The organism is Commensalibacter melissae (genome assembly GCF_003691365.1).
Classification (GTDB): Bacteria; Pseudomonadota; Alphaproteobacteria; order Acetobacterales; family Acetobacteraceae; genus Commensalibacter; species Commensalibacter melissae.
In genome coordinates this window covers 1,928,793-1,945,321 of sequence record NZ_CP033087.1, presented here as the reverse complement: position 1 = coordinate 1,945,321, position 16,529 = coordinate 1,928,793, and the positions used below count along the sequence as shown (strand labels likewise).

Genomic DNA, 16,529 nt, shown 5'->3' with positions numbered 1-16,529 from the left:
TTCGTCTCGTTCATGCACATGAATTATAAACTTTCAATTGTAGTTGCTGTTTTAAACGAGGCGGATAATATTTTACCTGTCTGTCAGGAAATTGCTTCTGTTTTGCCAAAGTTGCCTGATAGTGAAGTTATTTTTGTTAATGATGGAAGTACTGATCATACGCTGGATCAGTTAATCGAAATAAAAAAAACGATTCTTCCCGGGCTTGTTATTTTATCTCATCCCAAATGTTGCGGTAAATCAGCTGCATTATTGACTGCAATCAAAGTTGCAAAGGGGGAATGGATTGCAACTCTGGATGGGGATGGTCAGGATGATCCCATTGATATTGTTGCAATGTGGGATGTAATGCAGCGACATCAAGGAAAACCCCCGTTAGTTGTAGGGGTAAGATTAAAGAGACATGATAATTTTTCCCGTCGGTTTGCAACGCGGTTTGCAAATGGGTTAAGACGCCGTTTGTTGAATGATGGCTGTCCAGATACGGGTGCGCCAATGAAATTGTTTATGAAAAACGATTTTCTTTCCTTACCGCAGTTTGAAGGGTTACATCGTTTTTTACCGGCTTTATTTGCCCATTATGGTGTTCCTCTATTATGTTATCCTGTCCATCACAGGCAAAGACTGAATGGATTTTCTAAATATACCAATTTAAATCGTGCCCTTGTGGGAATAAGGGATTTACTGGGGGTAATGTGGTTGTTAAATCGTATTCATTTGCCTGGTAATATTAGAAAGTCTTAAGACCGAAACAGATCAAGATAAAAAGGGATAAGCATGAGTATTTCTCATCTCTCGGAACCGTCTTTTCGTTTGAAGGCAAGTCATTATTTGTGGCTTGCCTTGTTTGTTTTTGTGTTGTTTTTACCTGGTAGAGCAAGCCTTCCACCACTGGATAGGGATGAGGCCCGGTATATGCAGGCAACATCTCAAATGCTGGAGAGCGGTAATTATGTTGATGTTCGGTTTCAGGACAAGCCTCGTTATCTGCAACCTGCCGGAATTTACTGGTTGGAAGCGTTTTCTGTTAAGGCGGCATATTCCATCAGTCATAAAGAGGTTTGGCCATATCGCATTCCTTCCCTCTTTGCTGCGGTTGGATCTGTTTTACTGACTGTATGGATAGGCAGTCTATTATTTGATTCATGTGTTGGTTTATTGGCGGGTATTTTTCTGGCAGTTTCGGTAATACTTACTGCGGAAGGTCGTATGGCCACAATAGATACGACTTTACTGTTTTTCATTTTGCTTGCCCAAACGAGTGTTGCAAAAGCGTGGTTATCCCGTTTATCTGTGGAAAAATCACCTTTTCACATTGCCGCAATCTATTGGGGCGCAATTGGGTGTGGATTGATGTTGAAGGGGCCAGTTATTCTCATCCCAACCTTATTGACTCCCTTGACTCTAGCCTGGGTTCAAAAGGATAAATCATGGTGGAAACAATTAAGGCCCGGCTATGGCTGGTTAATTTCTGTAATGATTGCCCTACCCTGGTGTATTGCCATTGCCTTGATAAGTCATGGACAGTTTTTCACAAATGCAGTTGGTACGAATTTTTTAGGGAAGGTTGCGTCAGGACAACAGGCGCACGGATTACCACCAGGGTATTATCTTCTGGTTTTTCTAATTGCATTTTGGCCGGGTTCCCTGTTTACGGCATGGTCGTTACCTTTTATATGGATGGAAAGAAAAACTGAATCAGTAAAATTTTTGTTATGTTGGATTATTCCCCATTGGATGGTCTTTGAGGTTATTGCAACCAAACTTCCCCATTATGTATTGCCTACATATCCTGCAATTGCAATTCTTACATCTGCTGCATTATGGAAAATTTCTGAAAGGTGGCATGGTCCAATTTCTTTCTTGGGAAAGGGGCTGTTTTATTTTTATATGATTTTATGGTGTTTGGTTGGAGTCATTCTGGCTGTTGGAAGTGTTATCTGGGCACATTTCATGACGGGAGAATGGTATTATGCCGCGATGATCGGGGCAGTCACTGTATTATGTCTGATTGGGTATGTTATTTACTGTTTCTACAAACGAAATGTTCAAAGGGCTTCTCTTTTTTCCATATTGGCTGCTCTAATTGTTTATATTCAACTATTCGTAATCTTGATTCCTTCTTTACAACCAGAATGGTTGAGTTATAAAATCGCACGTACTGTTCATTTTCTTAAACCCTGTCAGGAAACGGTTTTGGCCTCGGCCTCTTATTCAGAACCAAGCCTGGTTTTTTTAGTTGGGAAAGAAACACAGCTGATCAACGTGATGAAAACAGCTGCATTTCTTGAAAAGAATAAGGTGTGTGGAATGGCTTTGGTTGATCGGAAAGATCAGAAAGCATTTAAAGAGTATTTGGATAAAGATAATATTTCCGTCGATTTATTGGGAGAAATCAAAGGATTAAATTATTCGACTGGAAAAAAATTGAATTTAGGTCTGTATAAAGTTCATTCATGGTAATTAAAAGAGATTGATACGAAATGCTGTTTTTGAAAAGCAAAGATAATGATTCATTATTGGGTATTGTTTAATTTTGAATAACGGCATTTTTTAATTTAATGGGTAAAAATTGATAAGTTAAAAAAAATACGAAACAATAATGGACGAATAAGATAATCAATAATTAAAAACACAATGATAGGACTGATATCTATACCACCAAGATCCGGTAAAATTCTTTGAATGGGTCGTAAAATCGGTTCGCAAAGCCTGCTTAGGAAAGTGCCGATTACATAAACGGCCCGTGCGTTAGGATTAATGATGTTAAGTGCAAATAAAAAACTGAAAATACAATAGGCAAGCAGGATGAAAGAATAAAGGCTTAATAAGGTTTGAAGTAATTGATATAGTTCAAACATATCTAATTCCTTGATAACGGATTCTGATGGTAAATTATGGTATGAATTATATAATTCTTTCTTGACAGTTTTTCTAGGAATAGTATCAATGAATTAGATTTTACTTTAGGGGGTTATAGCTCAGTTGGGAGAGCGTCTCGTTCGCAATGAGAAGGTCAGGGGTTCGATTCCCCTTGGCTCCACCATAGATGTTAAGACCTGAATTGATTCTCTGTTTTCAATGAATCAAAGAAATCTTGCAACGACGGTAAAATAATTCTGCCATGTTTTTTTACAGATTTTTCTTTCCTTTTCAGGATTGTAATATTTTATTAACCAGAAATTCTGGTGATCCTCTATTAATTCTCCCATTGTATAGATGTGGAGATTATTATCCACCTTTAAAAAAAGACAGATATTTCCTTTCTTGGCAATTTTACGGGGATGTAAAATTATAATGTCGCCAATTTTAAAGATAGGTTCAATATTACGGTTTGCAATTGAAATACCGAAAGCATCTTTTTCAAATGTTACAACATGGGGACGTTTAACATATTCAATGGGCGTATCCGTCAGAATAAAATCATCATGGATCAAGTTCATTGTACCGAAAACAGGTATTTCTTCATCCAGTTTAAAGTTATCAAAAGAATGATCACTAAAATCAGAGTTATCTTTTTTTGAGTTAACTTTAAAATTTGAATTGAAAAATTGAGTTATTTTTGGGGTAAGTTTAATCTGACTTTTTAATTTCCCCTTGCCGATATTTGGGTTTAGATGGTCGAGTTTAACATTCAGAGCAAGTGCAACATAAGGTAAAAGAGAGCTTTCACGAATATTGCCATTTTCAATATTCGCTATGGTTTGTTGGGAGCATCGACCCGTTAGCTTTCTGACTCTTTCTGCTAATTGGGACTGAGAAAGTTTTAAATATTTTCTAATTTTTTTGACGTTGTTACCAATGGTGGTCATTCTTTTTTTTAAAATAAAATGTTGGAGTTGTATATTTTTACTTTATAAGTTTTAATATTAAAATCAAAACTGGCTATATAGCTTATAAAAATATACGGTAAATAAGATTATTTTTAATAGTTAAATTTATTGGTTAAGTTTTCCAATAATTTGCTGAAAATGAAAAATTTGGATTCAATTTTTTTGTTTGTTGAAAAATAACTGTTGTTTATTCGAAGCATACCGATATTATGGGAAGGCTTTTAATAAGAATATACAATATTATGTATATTATTAAGTGAATAAGCTTAAATTGTTCATATTATAATTTAAAATTTACTTTATTTATAGATAATCAACAGTAAATTTATCTTGATTTTTAAGGAAATAGGGAAGAGAAGTGACAATAACAGATTCTTTCTTTACAAAATGGCATAAAGAATATGCTTTATTATTTGCTTTATTATTGCCACTTAATGCATGTAAAAAACAGCAACCTGCTCGACCCATACCTAGTGCGAATTTTGTAACGGTTCATACTCAAGAAGTTGAGAATTTAGTTGAGCTGACTGGACGTGTTTCTCCGATGCGCGTTTCACAGGTTCGTCCTCAGGTAAATGGATATCTTTATAAAAGGTTATTTGAAGAAGGTACGGATGTTATTAAGGGACAACAGCTTTATGAGGTTGATCCTCGACCCTATCAAGCCGCTTTAAATGAGGCGCGGGGTAAGCTTAACCGTGATTTGGCGACATTACGCACCCAGACTTTGAAGTTAAAAAGATATGGCCCATTGAAAAATATGGATGCTGTCAGTCGTCAGGATTATGATGATACACTTGCTGCACAAGAAGCAACTAAGGCTGATATTGAAAGTGATAAAGCAACAGTAAGACAGGCTGAACTGAATCTTGAATATACGGGAATTAATGCCACCATTTCTGGAAGGATAAGTCGTTCTATCCAAACGCAGGGCGCATTAATGTCTGTTAATCAGGCCGATCCAGTCGCTGTCATTACGCAACTTGATCCAATTTTTGTTGATATTATTGAACCTACCGCAGAACAGTTGCGTTTACGTTCAAGACAGGAAAATGGAAAATTACAGACCTTACGTGGGGCAGCCCATGTTCCTATTGATTTGATTTTAGAAGATGGTTCTCGTTATCCCTTACAGGCGAATTTATTATTTACCGAAGTTGTGACGGATCAGGAAACAGGATCTGTTATTCAGCGGGCAATCATACGTAATCCTGATAAATTATTGTTATCAGGCATGTATGTTCGTGCTGTTATGCATGAAGGATATGAGAAAGGGGCCTTTTTAATCCCTCAGGAAGCTATTATGCGTGGTTTGGATAATGCTCCCTATATTTATATTATTAACAAGGACAATGTTATTGAAAGACGTAATGTAGAATTACAACGTATTCAGGATACATACTGGGTTGTTACAAAAGGTCCAGTAGATGGTGATCGTCTTCTTGTTAGTAATCCAACTTCATACAGGCCAGGTCAAAAAGTCGTTCCTAAAGAAGGACGGACGATTACGGCAGAGGTCCCTAATTAAAGTGTTATAATTGGAATTTTTACATGTCATTGTCGCGTTTTTTTATTGACAGGCCGATTTTTGCTTGGGTTATTGCTATTCTTGTTTCACTGATTGGAACAATTTCTATTATAAGCCTGCCTATTGCACAATGGCCTTCAATCGCCCCTCCACCAATTACATTAAGTTTTACCTATCCAGGTGCTACCGCAGATACGGTTCAAAGAACGGTTGTTGATCCAATCAGTCAAAATCTATACGGTTTGGATAACCTAGAATATATTTCCACTTCCGCTAATGCTGATGGAACCGCATTAGTTACCCTCACCTTTGCACAGGGTACCAGTCCGGATATTGCACAGGTTCAAGTATTGAACCGTATTGATGTTGCCCGTTCATTGTTACCATCAACGGTTGCGTTGCAAGGAATTCGTATTTCGAAATCCAATAAAAGTTACATGATGTTTTTTGCCGTTCAATCTTCTGATCAATCCATGGATGAGGGAGCTCTGGGAGATTTATTGGCAAGTGATATACAGAACCCCGTTACCCGATTGAACGGGTTGGGAGATTATACAGCCTTTTCATCAGAATATGCGATGCGTGTCTGGTTGGATCCAGATAAGCTGCATGATTATCAGCTTAATGCAACGGATGTGATGAATGAAATTGGTTCCCAGAACTCGGAACAGCCTTTGGGTGAATTTGGAAAATTGCCAGCTTTGCCTAACCAGCGTTCTGATATTTATACAGGTGGTGTAAGACGTTTGGTCACACCAGAAGAATTTCAGAATATAGTTGTTAAAACACAGGTAAACGGTGCACGTATCCGATTAAAAGATGTTGCCAGGGTTGAATTGGGACCAATGACTTATCAGCCAATTGGTATGATTAACAATCAGCCTGTTGCTGCTTTTGGTGTTAAGCTTGCTTCTGGGGCTAACCAGTTGGCGCTGTCAAAAGATATTCATAATAAGATTGCAGAATTATCCAAGTATTTTCCAGCAAATACAACCTATTTATATCCACAAGATACCTCGACATATATTATTGAATCAATGGAAGAGGTTGTTGAAACTCTTGTTATTGCGATTTTGCTGGTTATTGTTGTGATGTATGTTTTCTTGCAAAATTTTAGGGCGACGTTTGTACCTGCAATTGCCGTTCCCGTAGTTTTGCTGGGGACATTCGCAATCCTGTTTTTTGCTGGATTTTCGATCAATACCTTGACAATGTTGGCTATGGTGCTTGCCATCGGATTGCTTGTGGATGATGCGATTGTGGTCGTGGAAAATGTTGAGCGTGTTATGGAGGAGGAACATTGTTCTCCTAAAAAGGCTACTCAAATTTCCATGGATCAGATTAGTGGGGCCCTGGTTGGTATTGCGCTTGTTCTATCCATTGTTTTTATTCCCATGGCTTTTTTCAGCGGTTCTGCCGGGGTGGTTTATCGGCAATTCTCAATTAGCATTGTTGCAGCGATGGCTCTTTCTGTTGTCATTGCATTGATTTTTACCCCCGCTTTGTGTGCAACGGTTTTAAAACCTAAGGAAAAAAAGGAACAGCACGGTTGGTTCTTTACGAAATTTAATAACGGGTTTGATAAAATGGTCGATGGGTATATTCGAGGGGTGAAGCATATGATTCACCATTCACGTATAACCATGATTATTTATGTATTCATTACGGTTGCCGGATTATGTGTTTTTTATATTTTACCCGAAGGGTTTTTACCTGATGAAGATCAAGGGGTTGTTTACATGCAGGCAACATTGAGTCCTGGATCTTCAGCCGCAATGACATCGAATGTCACCCGGAAAATGACAGATTATTTTGTTAAGCATGAGAATAAATATATCAAGTTTGTTTTTACGGCGATTGGGTTCAATTTTGGTGGTCAGGCCCAGAGTGCAGCTTTTGGTGTTGCCCGTTTGAAAGAATTTGATGAAAGGGGCAGCGATTCCAGGGCAACCGCTCAAGCTATCGCAACAAGGGCGATGCATGCATTGTCTTCTATCCCTGGCGCCAATGTGTTGGCATTTCTTCCGCCTCCCGTTATGGATTTAGGATCGTCAACCGGGTTTGACTTTGAATTGCAAAATCGTGGACATCTGGATACCATTACCTTTATGAAGGCAAGGGACGCTTTGTTAAAAAAGGCCAGTGCGGATCATCGTCTCGTTGCCGTTCGCCCGAATGGGTTGCCTATTGCCCCGCAATATTATTTCAATATTGATCGTGATAAAGCACATGCCCAGGGGGTTAGTATTGACAGTATCAATCAAACGTTATCCATTGCTCTGGGATCTTCTGATGCGGGATTATTTAACTTGCGTGACCGTGTAAAACACGTGTTTGTACAAGGAGATGTCAAGTCGCGAATGAAGCCTGATGATCTAAGGCGTTGGTTTGTCCGGAATAGCAATGGCAAGATGGTTCCCTTGACCTCGTTTGTTGATGGTGAATGGAAAATGGCTCCTCAGAAAGTGGAGACCTATAACGGTTATCCATCTTTTGAAATCATGGGGCAGGGAGCTCCTGGTATCAGTAATGGTACAGCGATGAAAATCATTGAGGGTTATGCAAATGAGCTTGGCAAGGGAATAGGCTATGAATGGACGGGCATGTCATATGAACAGGAAAAGTCCTCTGGACAAGCCGGAAAACTATATGCTGTTTCTATTTTGGCAGTCTTTTTATCATTGGCGGCTTTGTATGAAAGTTGGGCTATACCTTTTTCCGTTATCCTGGTGGTTCCCTTGGGAATTATTGGAGCGGCGGCAGCGGTTTATCTGCGTGGAATAGATAATGATATTTATTTCCAGGTTGGGTTGTTAACAACCGTGGGGCTTGCGGCCAAGAATGCTATCCTGATTGTTGAATTTGCTAAGGAACATTATGATACTGGTACAAAAACATTGGAGGAATCAGCGATAATGGCTGCACGTGAACGTATTCGGCCTATTTTGATGACCTCGCTGGCATTTGTGATCGGAACTGTTCCTCTGGCAATTGCAAAAGGGGCGGGTGCTGCAAGTCACGTGGCCATTGGTACAAGCGTGGTGGGTGGTGTTATTACAGCCACTTTGTTGGCCCTCTATTTTGTCCCTGTATTTTTTATTGTCGTTCTGGGATTATTCAAGGTGCGTCCTCATCCATTAAATAATAAGAATGTTGATGCAACCGCTGGACAGACAGGAGAGTAAAATAATGATGAAAATAAGAAAGTCATTTCGGTCAACGCTTAAATCCATGACTTTAGCTTTAATGATATTTTCAACGACCTCCTGTAATCTTGTTCCAGATTATAAACGCCCAGATGCATCAATTTCCCAGCAATGGCCAATGGGACCCGCTTATGGGGCTCCCTTGCCCAAGGATTCAAATTTGCCACAAGCCTATAATGTCGGTTGGAAGGTTTTTTTCCGGGATCCAGTCTTGAGCGAATTGATTTCCATGGCTTTGGCTAATAATCGTGATTTACGTGAGGCAATCGAGAATATTACGGCTTCCCATGCCAGTTACATGCGTCAAAGAGGTGATTTATTTCCAACAGTAAATTATTCTGCGGGGGCTTCCTATCAAACGAGTCCGGGAAAAACCTTGGGCGGTATGCGGGGCTATACGCATTGGAACCAATTATCAACGGGATTTGGTGTATCAAATTATGAAATTGATATATTCGATCATGTTCGGAGTTTGACGAAAGCGGCCAGGGAAAGTTACTTGCAGCAGGTAGAGAGTACTTTATCTGTGCAAATTTCGTTGATTAGCGAGGTTGCTAATACATATATGGCCTGGCTTGCGGATTGTGACAGTCTTCGTACTGTTCAGGAAAGCTTGCATAATCGTGAAAGGAATTTACAATTAATTCAAGGAATGCATACCTATGGTCAACAAAATGCCCAGGCTGTGGCACAAGCAACAGAATTGTTGCAAGAAGCCCGAAGTCAGGAGCAGGTTTATCAAAAAACGGTTGCCAATGATCTGAACAGCCTTACTTTGTTGATTGGTCAGCCTATTCCACAATCTGTCTTGCAAAAGGCCGGTCCTAATCCCTCTCTGGATAATTTTGTTTCAATGCCAGAGGTGGCGTCGGGTATGCCATCGGATCTTCTCGAACGTCGTCCGGATATTTTATTGGCAGAACATCAGCTTAAAGAAGCCAATGCGAATGTTGGATATGCCAGAGCCGCTTTTTTTCCATCCATTCAGCTAACAACATCAGGCAGTACGGCAGGAGCAACTTTTGCACAAATGTTTGGGCCTTATTCTGCGGCTTATACATTTATGCCGAAAATTACCGTACCTGTAATTGATGAGGGGCAAAATCTGGCACAATTGAGAACAGCAAAAGCTAAAGTACGTGCCGCCGCCGCTCATTATCAGAAAGTGATACAATCTTCTTTTAAGGAAGTTGCTGATGCTTTGGCAGCCAGAACAACATTAAAAGAAAAGTGGAAAGCTGAATCTGACAATGTCAAGGCAAGCCAGACAGATTACCGTTTGTCCTATGCCCGGTTCAGAAATGGAATTGATAGTTATATCAGCACATTAACAGCGCAAAGAACATTATTGACCGCCCAAGTTTCATCTATTCAGGCACGTCTTCAATATATGCAGAGTCTTTCAACTTTGTACAGAACGTTGGGAGGAGGATGGAGTGCAGAAAATGCTTTTCAGACCTATCAATCCAATGGAAAGAAATTGAACACTCAGGTAGATAAGAGCAAACAATAAATTTATTATGAATTAAATCGGTTTGCGATTAGAGATTATCTGAAGAGGATAATCTCTTTTTTTATCCATATGAATTTTATTTTTATTTTGAAAAATTGTATTGAACAGGTGCCGAATTGCAATGGATAGTAAAATCAATCAGTTATCGGTAAAAAAACGGATATGAATATTGGAAAAAAATATATAGGGATAATCTCTATTTTAATGGCTTCTGTTTTATGGGGGACAACAGGGGTTGCCGCTCAATTTGCACCTGAAGTGAGTGCGCTTGCGATTGGGTCAGGTGCTATGGGTATCGGTGGGTTGTTGCAATCAGTGATTGCCTTGCCATGTCTAAAAAATTATCAGGGGAAATTATATAGTCAAAAAGGTTGGATTATATTGGGTGCCCTTGCCGTTATGTTTTACCCTTTGGCTTTTTATGGTTCGATGCGGGTTGCCAGTATTACGGTTGGAACAGTTGTTTCAATTGGTTCAGCACCATTTTTTTCCGCTGTAATTGAAAACATAATGGATCATATCAAAGTCACCCTACAATGGGTCATTGGTGCCTTTATGGGAGTATCGGGTATCATCTTGCTCTGTTTTTCTGCCCAACATACCCTATATAGCCCAATATCCTTTGCAAGAATCAGTCTGGGTATTTTATTGGGATTATTGGCAGGGTTTACCTATGCATTCTATACATGGGTTGCAAGACATTTGATACATCATGAAATTCCATCAAAGGCAGCGATGGGAAGTATTTTCGGGGTTGGTGGTCTTTTGCTGTTACCAGTTTTATTGATAACGGGCGGAACATATTTGAATTCATGGAGCAATTTATCTGTTGGAATTTATATGGCGACTATTCCCATGTTTATTGGTTATCTTTGTTTTGGTTACGGTTTGTCCTTTGTTCCAACAAGCATGGCAACTTTGATAACCTTGTTAGAACCTGTTATTGCAACATTTCTTGCCGTAATAATTGTAGGGGAAAAATTTTCAGGTTTTGGCTGGTTAGGAATTGGTTTAATTTTTTTATGTCTGGTTTGTATCTCAATTCCCAATAATAAAAAATGAAAAATGCCTTTATAAGGATAAAGGCATGAGAAAAAATTATTCTTTCAGTAAAGCTTTTTTAAAGGCTAGTCGCCAACCTTTGAGTTTTCTTTCCCGTTCTGCTTGTTCCATTGCCGGTTTGAAAGTGCTACCTTCGGACCAGTTGGTCGTAATATCTTCGATATTGTTCCATATACCGCACCCAAGACCAGCAAGATAGGCAGCTCCCATTGCGGTTGTTTCAATATAAGCGGGTCGTTCGACGGTTGTATTCATAATACTGGCCAGGAATTGACAATACCAGTCATTCGCTGACATTCCGCCATCAACACGGATGGATGAAATTTCTTCAAGACTGTCCTTTTTCATTGCCTCGGCAAGATCATAGGTCTGATAGGCAATTGATTCTAGTGCGGCACGGGCTATATGGGCAGCCGTCGCATTGAAGGTTAATCCAGTAATGATTGCCTTGACATCAGGTTCCCAATGGGGGGCACCCAATCCGACAAAGGCTGGAACCATATATACTTCATGGTTGTCGTTAACCTTGGTTGCCATATCATTGGTTTGTGAGGCATGGGTGATGATTCCGATACCATCCCTTAACCATTTGATTGCAGCACCAGCAACAAAGATGGATCCTTCAAGTGCATAGGTTGGTTTACCATTTAGGCGATAGGCTGTTGTTGTGAGCATGCGGTTTTGGGAGGTTACGATTTTGTCCCCTGTGTTTAACAGCATAAAGCATCCCGTGCCATAGGTTGCCTTAACCATGCCGGGTTCAAAACAGGCTTGACCGATTAATGCGGCTTGCTGATCCCCCGCCATTCCCATAATGGGAATTGAATTACCAAACAAGGCAGGGTCTGTCGTGCCGAACAAAGTACTGTTATCTTTTACCTCAGGTAAAATAGAGGCGGGAATATTAAAGATTTTGAGTAGTTCTGGATCCCATGATTGTGTCTGTATGTTAAATAGCAGGGTTCGACTGGCATTGGTTGCATCTGTTGCGTGAACCTTGCCTCCAGTTAGACGCCATAAAAGGAAACTGTCAATTGTACCAAAAGCCAGTTCACCGCGTTCTGCTTCAGATCTTACATTTGGGATGTTATCCAATATCCAGGCAATTTTTGTCGCGGAGAAGTAGGGGTCAAGAAGTAAGCCTGTTTTTTTATAGATTGTTTTTTCCAGCCCTTCTTCCTTTAAAGCTCTGCATGAATTTGCTGTCCGTCGATCCTGCCATACGATGGCATTGTAAACAGGTTTGCCCGTCTTACGGTTCCAGATAACAACTGTTTCACGTTGGTTGGTAATGCCTATGGCGGCAATTTCACTGGTTTTACCTTCAAGGGAAGCTTTGGCAATGGCGTTTTTAATTGTATATACAGTATCACTCCAGATGTCTTCCGGATTATGTTCAACCCATCCAAGTTGAGGATAATGCTGGGTAAATTCATGTCGGCTGAGCGATATTTCTTGGCCCCGTGTGTTGAAGATAATTGAACGTGTAGATGTTGTGCCCTGGTCAAGGGCAATAATATAATGAGCTTTATTCATGGAAATTATATCCGCTTTGTAATTAGGTTATGATGTACGAGATAAAAAGGGTTTAATGAATAATTGATAGGCACCTCCACCCATGACACCGCCTAGGAGTGGGCCGAAAATAGGACCCCACCAATAAGAGGGTAAACCAGGAAAGGCAGAAGGTCCCCAGCCAGCCAAATAGATGAATATTCTAGGACCAAGATCACGTGCAGGATTGATCGCCCATCCTTCAAGATATCCTGCCGATGCACCAATAGCAGCAACTACAAAACCGATAATCAGTGCACCACTGTTTGCTTGTGGGGCAATGGTATTGTATTCATCAGTAATGGCAAAAATACTGAAAACCAAAAATGCAGTTAAAAGGATTTCGTTAAAAAAAGCATGGATAGGTGTGACTGTTAATCCGGGTGATGTAACAAAAACACCGGCCCCACCGCCCAATGGGCGGGTCAGGTGATGGACAACATTATAATGGTCAATAACTGAATAATACATGCAATAAACAAGAACTGCACCGCAAATACCGCCAAAAACCTGGGCGATTATATAGGCGGGGACTTTTTTCCAGGAAAAATTCCGGAATAAGGCAAGGGCTAGTGTTACAGCAGGATTGGCATGGGTGCCACTTATGCTGCCAGTAACATAGATCGCGAAAGTTACACTTAATCCCCAGGAAATCGCAACACCCCAATAGGCATTTTGATAAGGACTTGGATCATACATAAGAAGCATTGCTGCTGCTGAACAACCAATAAATATGATAATTGTAACTGCAATCGCTTCAGAAATGAGCTCTCCTATAAGATTTTTTGTATTTTGCATATGTTATTGACTTTCTGGGGAGGGAGGTTATTGAGACTTTTGCAAATATTGAGCCAGTTTTCCTTGCTCTTCTTGGGTGAAATATAATCCCAGTTTTGTTCTTCTCCATAAAATGTCTTCTACAGTCATGGCCCATTCCTTTTCGACAAGGTAATCAACTTCATGCTGTGTCAAACCATGGCCAAAATCAATACCCATATCCGTCTTGCTTTTGGCATTGTGAATAATGTTTATGGCATCTGTTCCATAACTGTGTGCAATGCGTTTGGCAGTGATTTCATCAAGGAAGGAAACAGTATTGCGAAAATCTTTATAAAATAAATCAAAATTGCCATCGGTAATATTTCCACCTGGCAAAGGTTCTTTGTCCGTCCAATTTTGGCGGGTATATTTGAAAAACTTGGCTAGTTTTTCCATGCTATGTTCTGCAAGACGGCGATAGGTTGTAATTTTCCCGCCAAAGATTGAGAGTAAAGGTGCCTGACTGTTTTCCTCATTCAAATCGAGGTGATAATCTCTGGTTACTGCTGAAGCATTGCTGGAAGCATCGTCATATAATGGACGAACGCCAGAATAATTCCAGATTACATCTTTTGGAGCAATGTTCTTATTGAAATAATCGTTCACCGATTTACATAGATATTCGGTTTCATTTTCATCAATCCCAGGTAAAATATCTGGAGATTGATCCCAGGAAATATCTGTTGTGCCAATCAATGTGAATTCTTCGTGGTAGGGAATGGCAAATACAATCCGTTTGTCATCATTTTGTAGAATATAGGCTTGAGGACCTTCATAAAGTTTTTTGACAACAATATGACTGCCCTTGACAAGCCGAACATTCATTTTACTTTGAACATGCAGTTTGTCTTGTAAAAGTTCTGCAACCCATGGTCCGGCTGCGTTCACAATTACTTTTGCTGTTATGGTTGTTTTTTTCTGGGTTTTATTATCTTGGATTGTTGCACTCCATTCATTTGTTGAGCGTTTGGCATCCACAAATTTTGTTTGAGTACGAATGTCGGCACCCAGCATAGAGGCCCCTTTTGCATTTAATACAACAAGGCGGCTATCATCAACCGCGCAATCTGCATAGGTGAAGCCTTTTTTGATGTCATTTCGTAAAGGTTGTCCATATGGAGAGGTTTGTAATGAGATTAATTTGGAGTTAGGCAATTTTGGGTGGCTTGCCAAATGATCATATAAAAATAATCCGATTCGAATCATCCAGGCTGGTCGAATGGAATTTCGATGAGGAAGAACAAATTCAAGAGGACGTATAATATGAGAGGCCAGGTTAAGAAGACGTTCACGTTCCTGTAAGGCCTCCCGAACCAGGCGAAATTCATAATATTCAAGATAACGCAATCCGCCATGAATTAGTTTTGTGCTTGCAGAAGAAGTATGGCTTGCAAGATCATCTTTCTCAACGAGTAAAACTTTTAATCCTCGTCCTGCTGCATCGCGAGCAATACCTGTTCCATTGACGCCACCACCAACAATTAAAAGATCATAGGTTGTAGGCTGGGTGTTCATTAGTAATCTCCTGAAAGAATATTTTATTTATTTAATTTTATTTTTTTAATATGGTTTCAGGAGATATGAAATATCAAGCAAGAAATGGCCCTATTTGGGCTATTTCTGGTAAAGTATAGTTGTACTAAAAGTAAAAATCATATATTTAAAAGAAAATAAAAGTTTAATTATAAATAGTTATATAAATAAACCTTAAACAGGTTTCCATCCATCTTGACGTAAAACACTTCCTGCTAAGTAAAGACTTCCACAAATAAGGACTCTGTAAGGTTTTTTTTCTGTTTGTTGAAGATGAATTAAAGCATTCTTAATCGTTCCACCGCTAATGGCATGATTTTTAGAAGCCTGGATAATATTATCAATCGACATGGCCATATGTTGATCAGGTTCAATTACAGCCTGTATAGAGGTGCATAACGGGATAAGAGGGGCAAGAAATGCATTGGAATCTTTATTGTTTTTCATGCCAACAATGAGATGAAGGGGTCTATCCTGCCATTTAGACTTTATAAATCGGGCAAGGATTTGCCCGGCATCGGCATTATGTCCTCCATCCAGCCACAACTCTGTTTCTGGAGTGATATACTTGGTCAATGTTCCTTGTAAGCGTTGTAAACGTGCCGGCCATTGTGCCTCTGCAATACCTTGCCATGCATATTCTGGTAAGGCAAGTTGGGTTGCACGTAAAGTGGCAATCGCCAAACCTGCATTATTAACCTGATGAAATCCCATTAGACTGGGTAGAGGTAATTGAAGCGTTCCTTTGGAATCATTATAAACTAGATAATCCCCTTGTCTTTCAATAGTCCAGTTTTTTCCCTGGATAAAAAGTGGGGCATTCTTGGCTTGAGCTTCTTCCTGTAAAATGTTCAATACTTCTGGGGATTGATTATAAGTTATAACAGGTATGGATTTTTTGATGATTCCAGACTTTTCTCTAGCAATTTTTACCAGACTGTTGCCAAGAAAAGCTTCATGATCCATTGAGATGGAGGTGATGGTGCTGGCAATGGGATATATGACATTTGTTGCATCAAAGCGCCCACCCAAGCCTACTTCAATAATTGCCAGATCAGCTGGATATTTCGCGAATAGACAAAAAGTGGCGGCTGTTAGAACTTCAAAAACCGTGATGGGTTGTTGATTATTAACCTTTTCAATGTAGGATAAGGTATCTGATAATTCTGTTTCATCAACCAGATGGCCTGAAATTCGAAAACGTTCTGTGACATTGACCAGATGGGGTGAAGTTGAAACATGAACATTCAATCCCGCTTTTTCGCCTATGGCACGCAAAAAGGAACAGGTGCTGCCTTTTCCATTCGTACCGGCCACATGAATTGTTGGGGGAAGATGCCGCTCTGGATTTCCCAGATCGTTTAGCAACCGTTTCAATCGATTGAGGGATAGATCAATCAAAGAGGGATATAGTTTGTTAAGTCGCTCGAGTATTTGGCCTGAGCGTCCAGTAAATTCGGTTAAAACAGGAGAATTCATAA

General features: G+C 39.8%; 12 protein-coding genes and 1 tRNA gene. 7 read left to right on the top strand and 6 right to left on the bottom strand.

The window, feature by feature from the left end; translation table 11 throughout:
* Nucleotides 1-18 precede the first annotated feature (18 nt).
* On the top strand, nt 19-744 hold the full coding sequence (locus tag D9V35_RS08835) for a glycosyltransferase family 2 protein (RefSeq protein WP_122124173.1): 726 nt from the start codon (nt 19-21) through the stop codon (nt 742-744).
* A 33-nt stretch (nt 745-777) separates the two neighbouring features.
* A complete protein-coding gene (locus D9V35_RS08830) occupies nt 778-2,463 on the top strand; it encodes an ArnT family glycosyltransferase (protein WP_122124172.1) in 1,686 nt (561 codons plus the stop codon).
* A 95-nt stretch (nt 2,464-2,558) separates the two neighbouring features.
* On the opposite strand, the gene D9V35_RS08825 is transcribed toward D9V35_RS08830, so the two are convergent.
* Nucleotides 2,559-2,861, bottom strand: a complete 303-nt coding sequence (locus D9V35_RS08825; RefSeq protein ID WP_110439173.1) for a YggT family protein — start codon at nt 2,859-2,861, stop codon at nt 2,559-2,561.
* Between the two features lie 109 nt (nt 2,862-2,970).
* Here D9V35_RS08825 and D9V35_RS08820 point away from each other — a divergent pair.
* Nucleotides 2,971-3,046 (top strand) — tRNA-Ala (locus D9V35_RS08820).
* A 40-nt stretch (nt 3,047-3,086) separates the two neighbouring features.
* Here D9V35_RS08820 and D9V35_RS08815 read toward each other — a convergent pair.
* Nucleotides 3,087-3,812, bottom strand: coding sequence for a helix-turn-helix transcriptional regulator (locus tag D9V35_RS08815; protein WP_122124171.1), 726 nt, complete (start codon nt 3,810-3,812; stop codon nt 3,087-3,089).
* 379 nt (nt 3,813-4,191) lie between these two features.
* On the opposite strand from D9V35_RS08815, the gene D9V35_RS08810 reads away from it, so the two are divergent.
* From D9V35_RS08810 to D9V35_RS08795, 4 genes are all read left to right on the top strand, one after another.
* Nucleotides 4,192-5,361 carry an efflux RND transporter periplasmic adaptor subunit gene (locus D9V35_RS08810; RefSeq protein WP_122124170.1) on the top strand — a complete coding sequence of 390 codons (1,170 nt, stop codon included), beginning with the start codon at nt 4,192-4,194 and terminating at the stop codon, nt 5,359-5,361.
* 23 nt (nt 5,362-5,384) lie between these two features.
* The gene (locus D9V35_RS08805) at nt 5,385-8,546 is read left to right on the top strand and encodes an efflux RND transporter permease subunit (protein ID WP_122124169.1); all 3,162 of its coding nucleotides are present in this window, start codon (nt 5,385-5,387) and stop codon (nt 8,544-8,546) included.
* Between the two features lie 4 nt (nt 8,547-8,550).
* Nucleotides 8,551-10,080, top strand: coding sequence for an efflux transporter outer membrane subunit (locus D9V35_RS08800; RefSeq protein ID WP_158523887.1), 1,530 nt, complete (start codon nt 8,551-8,553; stop codon nt 10,078-10,080).
* A gap of 204 nt (nt 10,081-10,284) precedes the next feature.
* Nucleotides 10,285-11,142 carry a DMT family transporter gene (locus D9V35_RS08795; protein WP_240993371.1) on the top strand — a complete coding sequence of 286 codons (858 nt, stop codon included), beginning with the start codon at nt 10,285-10,287 and terminating at the stop codon, nt 11,140-11,142.
* Between the two features lie 36 nt (nt 11,143-11,178).
* On the opposite strand, the gene glpK is transcribed toward D9V35_RS08795, so the two are convergent.
* The 4 genes from glpK to D9V35_RS08775 all read right to left on the bottom strand — a co-directional run bounded on the left by glpK (nt 11,179) and on the right by D9V35_RS08775 (nt 16,527).
* On the bottom strand, nt 11,179-12,678 hold the full coding sequence (gene glpK / locus D9V35_RS08790) for a glycerol kinase GlpK (protein ID WP_122124167.1): 1,500 nt from the start codon (nt 12,676-12,678) through the stop codon (nt 11,179-11,181).
* A 27-nt stretch (nt 12,679-12,705) separates the two neighbouring features.
* Nucleotides 12,706-13,494, bottom strand: a complete 789-nt coding sequence (locus D9V35_RS08785) for an MIP/aquaporin family protein (RefSeq protein ID WP_110439166.1) — start codon at nt 13,492-13,494, stop codon at nt 12,706-12,708.
* 27 nt (nt 13,495-13,521) lie between these two features.
* Nucleotides 13,522-15,030, bottom strand: coding sequence for a glycerol-3-phosphate dehydrogenase (gene glpD, locus D9V35_RS08780; protein WP_122124166.1), 1,509 nt, complete (start codon nt 15,028-15,030; stop codon nt 13,522-13,524).
* Nucleotides 15,031-15,222: 192 nt separating this feature from the next.
* A complete protein-coding gene (locus D9V35_RS08775) occupies nt 15,223-16,527 on the bottom strand; it encodes a bifunctional folylpolyglutamate synthase/dihydrofolate synthase (protein ID WP_122124165.1) in 1,305 nt (434 codons plus the stop codon).
* Nucleotides 16,528-16,529 lie beyond the last annotated feature (2 nt).

Excerpts from the sequence above, each read along its gene's own strand:
- D9V35_RS08785 (WP_110439166.1), bottom strand. The coding sequence starts at position 13,494 with ATGCAAAATACAAAAAATCTTATAGGAGAGCTCATTTCTGAAGCGATT.
- glpD (WP_122124166.1), bottom strand. The coding sequence starts at position 15,030 with ATGAACACCCAGCCTACAACCTATGATCTTTTAATTGTTGGTGGTGGC.
- D9V35_RS08805 (WP_122124169.1), top strand. The coding sequence starts at position 5,385 with ATGTCATTGTCGCGTTTTTTTATTGACAGGCCGATTTTTGCTTGGGTT.
- D9V35_RS08800 (WP_158523887.1), top strand. The coding sequence starts at position 8,551 with ATGATGAAAATAAGAAAGTCATTTCGGTCAACGCTTAAATCCATGACT.
- D9V35_RS08835 (WP_122124173.1), top strand. The coding sequence starts at position 19 with ATGAATTATAAACTTTCAATTGTAGTTGCTGTTTTAAACGAGGCGGAT.
- D9V35_RS08795 (WP_240993371.1), top strand. The coding sequence starts at position 10,285 with ATGGCTTCTGTTTTATGGGGGACAACAGGGGTTGCCGCTCAATTTGCA.
- glpK (WP_122124167.1), bottom strand. The coding sequence starts at position 12,678 with ATGAATAAAGCTCATTATATTATTGCCCTTGACCAGGGCACAACATCT.
- D9V35_RS08815 (WP_122124171.1), bottom strand. The coding sequence starts at position 3,812 with ATGACCACCATTGGTAACAACGTCAAAAAAATTAGAAAATATTTAAAA.
- D9V35_RS08830 (WP_122124172.1), top strand. The coding sequence starts at position 778 with ATGAGTATTTCTCATCTCTCGGAACCGTCTTTTCGTTTGAAGGCAAGT.
- D9V35_RS08775 (WP_122124165.1), bottom strand. The coding sequence starts at position 16,527 with ATGAATTCTCCTGTTTTAACCGAATTTACTGGACGCTCAGGCCAAATA.
- D9V35_RS08825 (WP_110439173.1), bottom strand. The coding sequence starts at position 2,861 with ATGTTTGAACTATATCAATTACTTCAAACCTTATTAAGCCTTTATTCT.